At 35.3% G+C, this 12,841-nt stretch carries 15 protein-coding genes; 3 read left to right on the forward strand and 12 right to left on the reverse strand.

What is annotated here, in order from left to right:
* Positions 1-4: 4 nt before the first annotated feature.
* Complete coding sequence (locus G593_RS0105240) at positions 5-634, reverse strand: hypothetical protein (RefSeq protein ID WP_005338201.1); 630 nt, start codon at positions 632-634, stop codon at positions 5-7.
* Between the two features lie 267 nt (positions 635-901).
* Here G593_RS0105240 and G593_RS0105245 point away from each other — a divergent pair, with 267 nt between their 5' ends.
* Positions 902-1,411 (forward strand): hypothetical protein, encoded by a 510-nt coding sequence (locus G593_RS0105245; RefSeq protein WP_005338202.1) that lies wholly within the window; start codon positions 902-904, stop codon positions 1,409-1,411.
* 67 nt (positions 1,412-1,478) lie between these two features.
* Here G593_RS0105245 and G593_RS21715 read toward each other — a convergent pair whose 3' ends face one another.
* From G593_RS21715 to G593_RS0105275, 7 genes are all read right to left on the reverse strand, one after another.
* Positions 1,479-1,631, reverse strand: coding sequence for a cyclic lactone autoinducer peptide (locus tag G593_RS21715; protein WP_081472126.1), 153 nt, complete (start codon positions 1,629-1,631; stop codon positions 1,479-1,481).
* Positions 1,564-2,184, reverse strand: a complete 621-nt coding sequence (locus G593_RS0105250; protein ID WP_029731007.1) for an accessory gene regulator ArgB-like protein — start codon at positions 2,182-2,184, stop codon at positions 1,564-1,566. Before G593_RS0105250 ends, G593_RS21715 begins: the two co-directional genes overlap by 68 nt.
* Before the next feature lie 71 nt (positions 2,185-2,255).
* Positions 2,256-3,563 (reverse strand): sensor histidine kinase, encoded by a 1,308-nt coding sequence (locus tag G593_RS0105255; protein WP_005338206.1) that lies wholly within the window; start codon positions 3,561-3,563, stop codon positions 2,256-2,258.
* The gene (locus G593_RS0105260; protein ID WP_005338208.1) at positions 3,564-4,271 is read right to left on the reverse strand and encodes a LytR/AlgR family response regulator transcription factor; all 708 of its coding nucleotides are present in this window, start codon (positions 4,269-4,271) and stop codon (positions 3,564-3,566) included. It abuts the gene before it with no gap.
* Between the two features lie 86 nt (positions 4,272-4,357).
* Positions 4,358-4,894 carry a hypothetical protein gene (locus G593_RS0105265; protein WP_029731008.1) on the reverse strand — a complete coding sequence of 179 codons (537 nt, stop codon included), beginning with the start codon at positions 4,892-4,894 and terminating at the stop codon, positions 4,358-4,360.
* Between the two features lie 125 nt (positions 4,895-5,019).
* Positions 5,020-5,745 carry a LytR/AlgR family response regulator transcription factor gene (locus G593_RS0105270; protein WP_005338212.1) on the reverse strand — a complete coding sequence of 242 codons (726 nt, stop codon included), beginning with the start codon at positions 5,743-5,745 and terminating at the stop codon, positions 5,020-5,022.
* Positions 5,738-6,058 carry a helix-turn-helix domain-containing protein gene (locus tag G593_RS0105275; protein ID WP_005338214.1) on the reverse strand — a complete coding sequence of 107 codons (321 nt, stop codon included), beginning with the start codon at positions 6,056-6,058 and terminating at the stop codon, positions 5,738-5,740. The genes G593_RS0105270 and G593_RS0105275 overlap by 8 nt, the downstream gene beginning before the upstream one ends.
* Positions 6,059-6,268: 210 nt before the next feature.
* Between G593_RS0105275 and G593_RS0105280 the strand changes: the two genes are divergently transcribed.
* Both G593_RS0105280 and G593_RS21720 read left to right on the forward strand, forming a co-directional pair.
* Positions 6,269-6,823, forward strand: a complete 555-nt coding sequence (locus G593_RS0105280; protein ID WP_005338216.1) for a hypothetical protein — start codon at positions 6,269-6,271, stop codon at positions 6,821-6,823.
* A gap of 292 nt (positions 6,824-7,115) precedes the next feature.
* The gene (locus tag G593_RS21720; RefSeq protein ID WP_432705702.1) at positions 7,116-7,343 is read left to right on the forward strand and encodes a YcxB family protein; all 228 of its coding nucleotides are present in this window, start codon (positions 7,116-7,118) and stop codon (positions 7,341-7,343) included.
* A 28-nt stretch (positions 7,344-7,371) separates the two neighbouring features.
* Here G593_RS21720 and G593_RS19010 read toward each other — a convergent pair whose 3' ends face one another.
* The 4 genes from G593_RS19010 to G593_RS0105305 all read right to left on the reverse strand — a co-directional run bounded on the left by G593_RS19010 (position 7,372) and on the right by G593_RS0105305 (position 12,657).
* Complete coding sequence (locus tag G593_RS19010) at positions 7,372-9,552, reverse strand: glycoside hydrolase domain-containing protein (RefSeq protein WP_005338219.1); 2,181 nt, start codon at positions 9,550-9,552, stop codon at positions 7,372-7,374.
* Positions 9,553-9,639: 87 nt separating this feature from the next.
* A complete protein-coding gene (locus G593_RS0105295) occupies positions 9,640-10,047 on the reverse strand; it encodes a phage holin family protein (protein ID WP_005338221.1) in 408 nt (135 codons plus the stop codon).
* Between the two features lie 94 nt (positions 10,048-10,141).
* Entirely contained in the window at positions 10,142-10,660 is a 519-nt protein-coding gene (locus tag G593_RS0105300) for a hypothetical protein (protein ID WP_005338223.1), read from the reverse strand.
* Positions 10,661-10,671: 11 nt separating this feature from the next.
* Positions 10,672-12,657 (reverse strand): hypothetical protein, encoded by a 1,986-nt coding sequence (locus G593_RS0105305; protein ID WP_029731010.1) that lies wholly within the window; start codon positions 12,655-12,657, stop codon positions 10,672-10,674.
* Between the last annotated feature and the right edge of the window lie 184 nt (positions 12,658-12,841).

Here is a 12,841-nt window from a genome sequence, read left to right on the forward strand (position 1 = left end):
ATTTTTAATCAAGATGAAATTCTTCCAGCAATTTCTTTCTGTGTTCAACATCTTTTATAGCTTTCCAAATATCTTCTTCTCGATTTAATTCATGTAATTTATCATACAAATCATTAATTCTCTCTTCGCCTTCTTCAAAGCCTTCCTGCCTGCTTTCTTCTCGTTCCTGCCTCATATGTTCTTCTTCATCATACTCAAATATGCTCACCCTTAACACCTCAGCTCTGTTCTTCCTTAAAAACTCCGCAAGAATACCCTTTTTTATACATTCATCAATTGCCTTTTCCACTGCTTCCGGAAATGGCATTTCCTGCTGATATTTGCGGACTGTATCTACAAATTTCACATATTGATATAATGTCGGACTTCTTTCTATCATTTCCTCATTATATCCAGGATTTATATTTACAAAGCGAATCTTTAACTCCAAATCTAAATCTTCAGATTTACTTTCATAAGCATCGGATAAACGTAAAACACTTTGTTCCGGCATCTTGTCCCTTCCATTATAGAATACCACAAATCTCGGTTCGGGAATCTTAATTAACTTCCGTCTATACAGATTATCCCCAAATACATATGCCATATAAATATTTCTAAAAATCCCTTCTGCTTGTTCATTGTGGTAATTCAAGCATTGAAAATTCCTAGAAAATATATTGAAATTAGAAATGGTACAAACCTTCAAGATCTTGGAAATATAATGCTTGAAAGAATTGTACCACAATCGATATATTATGTCTAGATATTTTTCTAAAATTAATATAGTCAAAATTGTATCTGAATTTACAACTTAACATTTTAATTTTTTTGTAATTCAGTTTACATTCCCACATATAATTTCTTTTTAATAATTGAATAATCGATTATTACATTTATGAATTGAAAAGGAGATTTTATTATGGGAACTTTATTTGTAAACAAAAGCGGTCGTGCCTTTAAAATCACACGAACAAACGGAGGATCTGATGTTATCGGAACGCTTCCAGTAAATGCCATTTTTGCATGGACAGATTCCTGGGCTGGAAACGGCGCTGGAGCCGATTATCAGGGGATTTATTGCAACGGTATGTATGGTTGGATTGATGGAGCTACTGGTACCGGAGCATTTACACCTCTAACGGAATGTGGTCTATACAATGTTGACGTAGACGGTGATGGCACTGTTGAAGCTGTGTTCCAGACAAGACGTGCTGCAAAATACTATGACAAAACCGGAAAATACCTTGGAACTGTACCGAAAGGCTATTTTGTTGCTACTTCCAGCAACACTTCCGGTAAGTCTCATCCAAACTTGATGTACGTAGAGCGTTGGGGCGAAGAAGATCCTAGCAATGGACCAATGTTCATGGATACTGGCATGGATCGTTACCCAAGTTTTAGAGACTGCAATATCATCGGCAATCTTTAATATCATTGCTCAATACAAAAAATAAATGCTATTTAAGAGGCAGGGCGTTATTTCCAACGCCCTGTTTCTAAGAATTATGTTTTGTTCTATTTTTCAATTTCTCTGGTATGGGCGTTTCATAAAATCCCCATCTTGATGGATCTTTACTGGATTTAAAAGCTACTCGTTCTACCAGTGTAATTGTTCTTTTCAATATTACTTTTTTTATCTTTTCTCTCATTCTTTATCTTGTCAATTATCGTGAATAAAAATACTGCAAAAAAAGATAAGAGAATTCCTCCTTTTATCCTCTTATCTTCAAGCAATAAGACAAGCATTATCCATGTCAGTTCTCTCAGTATTACTTTTTTTTTCAATCTTTTTAGTTCTTTATCAATAACAGCTCTTTTATTGGTAATCGCAAAATTAATTAATGTAATTATCCCCATTAAACTACACACCATTAACCAATTTGAAACACAAAAAATTTGAGTGACTTTTTCTAAGCATAACACGATTGTAATATACGTCACACACCCCAATATTTCACATCTCAAATATGTTGATGCATGATATCCTCCTGTCAAAGTCCGAATTGTCGCTAATATTAAAAAATGACATATACTCAACAAAACTGTTTTCGTAATAATTCCTATTACCAATAAAAGCATTATATTAATTGCCGTTGATATTAAAACCTCTATTCCATACTGATAAACATCCTTGTCCTTATTCTTCACTAAATTTTTTTCTACTAATTTTTCAGATATATATTTTGCTTTTTTTTCTATCACGGCATTTATAATGCCATCAATACCTGTCCATATCTACTTTTAGGGATAATTTACATATCAATCATCATCATTTACATCGGCAAATATATATGGGCACAGAACATTTCGTCCTCATAATATTCTACCATACCGCCAAGTCTCTTCACTTGTTCTTCTACAATCAGATGTCCCATGCCATGCTGGTCTTTCTTGTCCTTGGTAGTTTCAAATGACGGGTTTTCTGCCAGTACCGACTGATCAATACTATTTTCTAAAAATATATTTACCTCGTCCGCTTCTCTGGCAATCTGGCAAACGATTCTCTTTTCTTTTTTATTTTTCTCACACGCCTCAATTGCATTGTCCAGCAAATTAAATAAAATACTCCCAACGCCCATATCATCAAGGCATTTCACACTTCCTGTAATATTGCATGAAATATCAATCCTTTTTTCTTTACATATAGACATCTTATTATGAAATACTGCATTTATAATCGGACTGTCTGAGTATATTGATCTAACCTCTCCAAGTTCTTCTGACACAAACTGTTTTAAATACTTGTCCAAACTTTCATACTCACCTTTCTCAAGTAAATGCTCCATATTCATGCAATGATTCTTATAATCGTGGCGAAACTTTCGCATACTCTCTTCGGAATGTTTCCACTCTTCCAGTTGTCGCTCCTGCTCCTGACTTTTTAACTCTATCAATTGATACAATTGCATTTTTTCATTTTTCTTACTAATCGTTATCATCATGTAGATAACATAACCACACAAAGCAATAATCCCCAAAAAAACAATCATAAGCAAAACAACTGTGTAATGACTGACACCTTTCTGCGAAACTGCCAGAAAGATGCACCCTTCACTTACTGTCGTAAAACCAATCATTACATTTGTAAGAACAATCTGCTCTTTAGGAAAATGTATTGTCATATAATCCAAATAAGTATATACGCCTTTATATACCAGCCATACTACGATTTTAGATACAATTGCCCCTGTTTGAAAAATCATTCCTTCATTTTCAAGAAAATCAAAAACTGACGTATTGATAATATAAGCTGTCAATTGCATAACACTTAATGTACAAATGGTGCTTATTATCTGCTCTAAGATACATATCATAAGCTTCATGCCTGCCGTTTTTTTTAAATACAGATAACTAAACAAATATGCCAGACACATATCAAACGCTGCAATAATATTATAACTTCCTGCAAATCTTCCATTTCCCTGTGCAACTATAAACCATATCAGGCAAACACCTATATATAACTGCTTTCGATGCCTCACCCCCTCTTTCCAGCCGAGGCATTTTATTATAAAATCAATCGCCAAAAACGGTTCTACTAATCCTACCAGTTGTCCAATTAAAAAATTTATTATCTCCACTTATCTTCTCCTGCCTATCATGAATTGTTCTTTTGTCATTTGTCTGCGGTCTCTGCTCACCGGAATTTTTATGTCCCCAACAAGAATAATGTCATTTTTTTCAAACTTTTTGCAGTATTTAAGCGCAACAATATATGCTGCATGTGTCCTCACAAATCCTTTCCCTGCCAGTTCTTTCTCAAAATCCTGCATATTTTTCCGTATGCACAGAACTGTTTGATCCCGCAAATGCACATAAACATGATGTTGGCACTTTTCAAAATATACAATATCAGATACTTTTGTATGTATAATTTCTCCTTTTACCTGAAATTCCAACACTTCTTGTTTTCTTTGGCGCATTTTCAAAAATCTACTTACCGCTTTCGTCAAATCCTCTTCCAGTCGTTCTTTTCTAACGATTTGAAATGGTCCATAAGAAAACGATTGTATTGCAAGATTGTCATATGCCGTAACCAGAATCACCACTTCATTCCTCTGAATCTTTTCAAGCTCTTTTATAACATCTATTCCATTTTTTTTCGGCATATCCAAATCCAATATCACCAATTCGTCGTCTCTGATTATATATTGATTTAAAAATTCTTCCCCATTTTCAAAAGTCCCTACATTTGCCAATAATTGCTCTTGTTCCAGTACTTTCCCCACGATTTTCCTCATCTTTTCCACAGCAACTATCTCATCATCGCAAATTGATATATGTAACATACCTTAAAATCACCTCCCTAATTTTATTTTCCATCTACGATTGTACCATATCAAGTTTCTCTTTGGAATCATTCTATCAAATGCTTTTATATTTGATCTTTTAGTCTCTGCATCAACTGCCTTCTTTTTCGATTAATATACTGTCTGGATACATGTAATAAATCTGCCAGTTCTACGTCACTTATTTCCCATACCATTCCATCGATAATATGGCACTCCATAGGACTGCTTTTATCTTTCAATTTTTTTAATTCCAGCTTCCACTCTATTTCAGAATAATCATCTGTACACGTTATATTTGTATTTACATCAATCTGTTCTGAATGCATCCGATACTCATATTCAACGATACTCTTTCTCCGCAATTCATAAAATTTTAATTTGATACCTTTTACAAGATAAGCAATACTTTGTCCCTCTGCATTACACACATCTATACTAACTACTGCCATTATCAAAGCTTCACTAAGTTCTTGAACTGCATCTTCATATTCCAAAGAATACAATTTCCTTGCATATTTACATATAACTGGTTGAAATTTCTGAATTATCCAATTTAGATTCTCTTCTCGGTTTTTTCCAGCCTTGCACTCCATGATTGCCTGGTTTACGGTCTGTTCCATTTTCTTATCCCCCTTTGTAAGGAATAAGAAATTATTTTCAACAAACGCAACACGCTGGTATATTCTAACTATATATTGGCATATGTCGATATATGTCGAAATACGCATCAAAAAAGCAGAAGGCTTTATTTTCTTCTGCTTATCATAAACTGCTCTTTTACCATATTCTTTCTGTCTCTGCTAATCGGGATTTCTGTTCCATCTTCCATGACAATCTGACCTTTTTCAATTTTGGCACAATATTTCATTGCTACCATATATCCTGCATGAACTCTGACAAGCCCTTTGCCAGCCAGCTCAAATTCATAATCTCGCAAATTCTTTCGAACCTTTACGCAACGACGATCTTTCAAATAAATGTATGAATAATTTCGTCGTTTTTCTATATAAAAGATATCCTTTATATCTACAACTCTTTGCATTCCATCTTCTTTTATTTCCAGTTGTGCATTCTGTTCATTTCTTATTCTCAGAAATCTTCGAATTGCTTTTTCCAAATCGATTTCCATTAAATCCTTTCGAACAATTTGAAATGGACCATAAGTTAAAGACTGTAATGCCAGATTGTCATATGCTGTAAGTAAAATAACACGATTATTTTTACAATGTGTTTCAAATTCTTTCAAAATATCCAGCCCACTTTTTCCCGGCATTTCTATATCCAAAATTATCAATTCATCTTTACGTTCTTTATATCTTTCCGTGAACTGATTTCCGTCTTTGTATGTGATGATTTCTGCTGCCAATCCTTCTTCATTCAAAAGATCTTTCGTTATTTTTATTGCCTCTTCAATAGCTACTGGATTGTCGTCACAAACATGAATACATATGTTCTTGCTCTGCTTATTCAAAATTATCTAACCCTTTTCTTAATCCATCTACGATACTGTATATAAGTGCTTTTTCCTTCTCTGAACGTACTTCTATCGAAATCGATAATTCTGATGAATTTTCTTCTAAACTATCCTGTACCAGATAATCTACAGAGACATGCAATGTATTCGCGATTTTTACTAATAATGGTAAACTTGCTTTTGTATGACCAGTTTCTATATGCGAAATGTGTTGGACAGAACAGCCAACTCTCTCTGCCAGATTACTCTGTGTGATACCATATATTGTTCTCGCTTCCCGTACGCGGTTTCCGAGTTCCTTGTAATCCATGTTCTCTCCTCCAATACATTTCTACACTCAATTCTATAGATAAGTTGAGTAATCTAAAATGTATTAATAGAGATAGTTTTTATATTTTATTAGCTATATAGTTTAATTCTACTATTTAGCTAAATAATTGTACTATATGTACCAAAGCTGTTTCTTTAAAGTCCCTAAGCATGATATACTTAAAAAAATGTTTGGAGGACGTTATAATTCATGAAAATACAAACAAATAATACACAGCAACCTTTATTTATAAACCACACAGTACATACTAAATCCCTTCTCTATGAATCTATTACTGTTTTTCACCGCATCATCTTAGGGTGGATAGCCTGCTATTCATTCTCAATTCTTTTTTTGATTCTGGCTTACTGTTCTTTTCATTATTTTCACCTTATTCTACTTTTTCTCATATTTACCTTAAGTGCTATTTTAATCCCGATTTTCTGGTTTCTCTTACCTTATCAAAGCATTCATAAAATTTATAAAAAAAATACTTTTCTGTATCAATCCGATATTATTGAAGACATTTATTTTTTTGAAGATTACATTGAAATTTATAATTTATGTAATCATTCTCATATGCAATATCACTACTCAGAATTTTCCTTTGTCGCTCATACTACTCATTTAATTGTTTTAGCAAATACACAAACTCACCTTTTAATAAATAAAAATGGATTTTACAAAGGAACTTTAATAGATTTTCTTAATTTTATTTCTATGAAAAGAGGTAAAAATTGTAATGAATTCAAATACTTTATCTAATGCAAATAATCAATCAGATATACTTTTTACTTTTTCAAGTTCATTTAAAAAAAAATATACCTTAGAACTTGCATATTTTTTTCGCTCCAAATGGTCTTTTAAATTCTATCTTATTTCAGCTATAGCCTCTCTTTTAGGTGGTTTTCTTTCTATATCTTCTCACGAGTATAGTATTACTGCCTTTTTCATTTTCTACAGTTTTATTGTTCTGTTATATTATTTCGTTTCTCCTCTACTATTAGTACAAAAAAAATATAACAATTATTACCGGAAATACTCCCATACTTTTTCAATGCAATTTGAATTTTATGAAAATTTCTATATTTGTTACGACTGCACCACTCATGCTCTCATAAAAATTTCATATGATTCTATAAGCCGTGTTTATGAAACTTCCTCTCTCTACCTGCTTATTCTAAAATGTGACGACTTCTTCTTTCTTGAGAAAAAATTTTTAACTCCTTCTAACTATTTATCTTTTTCCACTTTTTTTAATTCAAAAATATCGAAAGGGCTGTAACAAAAAACAGCCCTTCCATTATTATGAGTTAAGCCAAAAATCTTCCTAAAATCCACACTATAATCCTAATAACAGTTAGCACAAGTTCAACAGCTGCTTTTGCTGCTACTATTATTATGGTAATAAAAAATAATATTTGAGTTACCGGATCCTGTGCCTCTATTTTTGCTCTAATTTCTTCAAAATCATAGACTTTATCCGTTTCAGGATCTTGTTCATCTGACTTATGGATTTTGTATTCAAATTCATATCCATTCGAATACTCTACCGGTCCCTCACTTCTTAAAACTTGTTTACTAACACACTTAAAAATCAAATTTCCCTCTATGTCTATACCATATGAATAAGAGATTTCTCCATTCTCTATCTGCGTTGCCATCCCAAACATTGCAGAAGGCGTTGTTAAGCCGATATCTTTTGTAAATTTGGAATCTAATTTTCCATATACATCTTTCATTTTTTCTTCTAATGTTGTATCAATTTCTCCATCACTTATATTAAATGATAACATTCCTTCTGTCGAAGGTAATTTGCTAGCACTTTTATACACACATATAGTAACTTCTGCTCCTGGTAATTCAATGGTCCACTTATTTCCCCATTGGAAATTTGACGGAAGCGGAATCCCAATTGTATTTAATAATGCACTGGCTTTTTTCTTACGATATTCATCACTTATATCTGGAATCATTTGATTATCAACAGTCACTGTATCAAAACCTGAATACTGTCCCGAATATCCATTTTTATCCAATCCAAACGTTCCATCCAACGACGAGAACTGATATTCATGGAACTGGTCAAAAGCCCAGTTTTTCGGAATTTTATACCCCAAATTTCCACTAAAACCGGTGGACATATCACTTACAAAGCAACTTTCTGCTAATCCACTTTCACAAATTTTTGTACACACATTTCTTGCACCATAAATTCCGACTCGATAATATTTTCCATATCTATTTATGACTCGTTTGATTCCTTCAAAATATCTTTTCACCCTTTCTATATCTTTATCCATCACGTCATAGTCAATTGCAAAATATATAATTGCATTTTCAGGAATTCCAAGTTGCCGTGCTGCCATTACTGCCTTTTGTGCCTCTTCTTTACCAACCGTTGCTGTGTATCTATTTAAGCTTGGTGTTCCTTCCTGGAAAATTGCAAAAATTCTTAATCCTGCCTTGAATATATCTGCAATTTCTTCTGCTGTCATCGCTTTCGATCTTTTGCCGCCTACTGTTCCTGATAAGTATCTTCCAACATATCGGTATCCTGCATCATACAGTGACTTAGCTTTTGCATAATTTAATACGGTAGATGTATCACACGCTTTTGCCGCCCTTGAAGTTTCTCCTTTACTTGACAGTAAGGAAGCCCATGTAATCCTGTCTACTGTTCCTGATGTTACCCCTGAAAGACAATAAAATTTCTGAAATTCTTCAATCTGTTTTTTTAACGCACTTCCAAATGCTCCATCCATACCTGCATTTGTCTCCATCATACACATCAGACACATTTGTACAATTTTCACATAAGCAGTTTTTGCTGTACCCGAAGATAGCGTTGGCGCTTTTGATAAAGTATTCTTTCCGTAAATTCCATCTACTCCTGATGTAGAATGATTAGCCTCTTCATACTGCAATCCGGCAATAATTGCTTTCATCATATTTCGGTCCGGAATTCCATTACACGGAATTAGTGCCCAGTTGCTTAATTTAACGATATATGTATTATTTAAATACTGCTGTGCTTCTCGCACATAATCTTTTCCATTCTTTACAAGAACAAATGCATCCGTATTTAACAATGCACGGATAAATATAGGCTGGAGTTCTCCATTTCCAGCATCAAATCCTGCGTCCATTTTGAATTTCTGAGCCGCTATTTCTACTGCCGCACCATAATGTCCGGTAATTCCCCCACACTCGTATCCCTTACAGTAGAAACCGCACTGAATAATCTTAATCAGATTTGTATTTGTTACTGTAGCTCCAATTGTCGGGCATACTGCCAATGTTCCTGCTCCAATAACTCCATCAACATTTTTCACGCCAATTTCATACTGCAGGGCTTTGCACAAAGCTTTGCATGTACCTGCTCCAGTCATTCCGTCAACTGTCAGTTTCGTAAACCAGGATTGTGCCCCATATGTCTCATTCAACCATTCCTGAACCTCAGTTACTCTTGAATCTCCTTTTGCTTCACTCATTTTAAAACATCTCCTTTATTTCTTTTCTAGTGATCACTTATTTATAAAGAAGATATTTCATAATGATTTGTAAACTTATCACAATATTTATCCGTTCTCATTCAAAATATCAATTATATTCTTCAAAACAGTTGGCATTGGAATTCCCATAATTCCTGCATTTTCAATAATACTAATTAATTCATTTACAATAAATCCTATACAAATAGTATTTCCTATATAATCATTATTCATCAAGATATCAAGATGCACACCAACAAATACATATATAAGCATCATTCCTTTTTTACATATTCCTTTCCATCCCACATCACTTTTTAGAGTTCCTTTCTCACTCTTAGGTGATTTCTTAAAAAATACAGCAATTAAAATTCCTGATATATAATCAATAATCATAAACAATATTAATGTCCTCAATGGTATATCACATTTACCATGTACACAACTAATAAAACTTCCTAGTACACCTAATACATAACAAAAAAACTTTTCCACATTGCCACCTCTTTTCTATATTTCGTAATATAAAAAGAAAATTTAACAAAAAAAGCAACTAACCTACTACCGTTAATTGCTTTTTACTTATATTTTATTTTACATTCACCGTAATACTGCCTTGCACTACGCTAAATCTTAGCTTCATATTATCCTGATCTAATTTTTCCCAGTCACTTTCAGACATGCGTTGTCTGTACGCCACATATGGTATGACGATTGTTTTCGTTTCGCCTGGCGGTATCGACCAGACTAACTCTGAGTTGTCATTCATTTCCGGAAATAAATCCCAGCTCACTGCCGAAGACCATTTTCCAACTTCCAGATTCACCTGGTAAACGGTAAATGACTGCCTGTCTTTTGTAGAATTTTTTATATCTACCGTCAAAATCGGAATCTTTATATCTTTTCCTGATTCTCTCAGATTTTCCTTTACAGAGTCACTGCAAGAAACCTGCTCCAGAGTCTGCACAGTCAACTCTTTTACAATCATCTGTGTCGCTCCCAGATCTACTCCCTGTTTTGGCTCTTTCCATATGTGATTGACAAGCATAGCTCCCACTCCTGTTCCCAATAGAACTGCCAAAAGACCTATACATATTTTCTTTCTCATAGCAGCTTCCCCTACTCCGCCAGTCCTTCTGCCGCGGTTCCTTCAATCTGAATCTTCTTTTCTCCGGTATACTCTTCTGTCGGATTGCTTTCCGGCACATATTCTTTTACTTCTATCGGCAGGAATTTTGCGGAATATGTCGTACATTTATTTTCGTCCGACCGCTCATCGTCTTCCCCTTCTCCGTATGGAGTATTCCGCTTGGAATCAGTTCCAATATTTGTTCCGGCGGCGTATATCTTTCCGTCTTTTTTCAGGATAAATGTATCATCATAACAGGTCGTACCGTAATCATTCGGGTTCACATTTGCCAGATCTGTCCAAATTGCATTCTGCTCAATCTCATCACACCAGACCATTCGTACATTTTCCATGACCTTTTCCGGCTCCATCAGAAATGTTTTCTCACCGGTATATCCACACTGGCCATAGGTGTTATCGCCCCAGGTGTACAGGTCACCATTCATCGTTATCGCTGCTGAACGTCTGTTGCTGGTCGTGACGTAAATTACCTGATCAAGCATCTTATGCGGTTCGGTATAAACCAGCGTTCCTTCCCCGTAAATGCTGCTTGCTTCGCCGGACATAAACTCACCCCACCAATACGCTTCCCCGTTCTTTTTCAGTGCAATCGCACAGGTCGCACCAGCCCGCATATAAGACACATCACTCATCAGAAGCTTCGGCTGGTTCACCACATTTTGCTGTGGATTCATGGCATCGTTTTCGCCTGGTTCTTTTCCGAGAATTCCCTGCAGATTCGCACCTGCGCCGTACAGTTCTCCATTTTCCGTGAGATACATCATAAAATATCCATTGGCTGATGCGTCTACATGAACAACATGCTCGGCTATTTTCTGAGGTTCCATGTACTCCTCATGATACCAGTTGCCCACATCTTCCGGGTGATTGATTCCAAGCTGGGCATAGTAGTTCATGCCCTGTCCCCACAGTACATGATTTTCATCAATATAATATCGGTTGCCTGCAATCACCTTATTCGTAATATAATAATCAGAAATGTGAAAATCTTCCGGCTGGTTCAATAAAGACATATTTGTTGTATAAAATTCCTTCTTTTTCTGATTTTCTGCATTCTTTTCGGCTTCTTCTTTTGCTTTTTCTTCCTTCGATTTTTTCTTCTTTTTGTTCAAATCGTCTGTCGCCTTTTCCAGGTTCTCTGCTTTCGCAAATACATTTTCTCCAAGCTTTATTTCACGGATATTCTCCCAGTCACTAAGTTCCAAGGCATAATAGCAGTGGATCCTTTCTGATTTTTCTTTCCCTGTGGAAGTCACTTTCGGGACGATAATATCCGCAGCTTCATATTCTGATACGTCTGCATTTGGATCAAACTGGATCTGTTTCTCTTTCCCATTTTTCCAGCATACTGTCATAAGCCCAGCCGTCATTGCCTGCGAATTATAAAATTCTTCGTCAGTTCCCGCATCTAACAGAATTCCTTCCTCACTCACATACAGATCTTTTCCCCGGTACTCATATCTGCGCGCGTCCTTTTTGACTTTTGGTGATGTCTTAATGTTGATAAGCTCCTTACCCGTTTTTGCGTCATTCATCACCAGATGCATTTTCCCTTGCCTGCCGGAAGCTTCATGGTTTACATAATAAAGCGTGAGATACTGCGTCCCACCGGCATTTTTCTGCTCATAAATATTTCCATCATAGGCAGACGCATCATCGACAATCCCCAGTTTATAAGAATCTTCTACAATCTGAAAAGACTGGCTCTGCTTAAGCTCCTGCTGTGTCTGCAGCAGCTTGACCTTCTTTCCGCCTTTTCGCCTGATCTGCAGATCCACTCGCCCTGTCTGCGTCTTCTCACAATACACATTCTTCTTCACGACAATATCATAATTCTTATAAGTGGCATGGGAATTCTCCCAGCGGATCCACAAAACTAGCAGACTGACTGCAATTACAGCCAGAAAAATAATAAGTTCTGCTCGAAACACATTTTTTCTTTTTGTCCGTTCCATAGGCACCTCTCTTTTCCCCTGATCAGCAGCTTCACCAGTTCATCCTGATAAATCCAAAATCCCTATTTATCATAACATTTTTTCTATATATATGGAATCCATTGGCATAACTGGTAACAATCCGGCATTATCTCGCACATTTTCCTGATTGTATGAAAAGACCGCTGGCAATTACTATCAGTAG

The sequence above is a fragment of the Dorea sp. AGR2135 genome, assembly GCF_000420885.1.
In the GTDB taxonomy this organism is placed as follows: Bacteria; Bacillota; Clostridia; order Lachnospirales; family Lachnospiraceae; genus Dorea; species Dorea formicigenerans.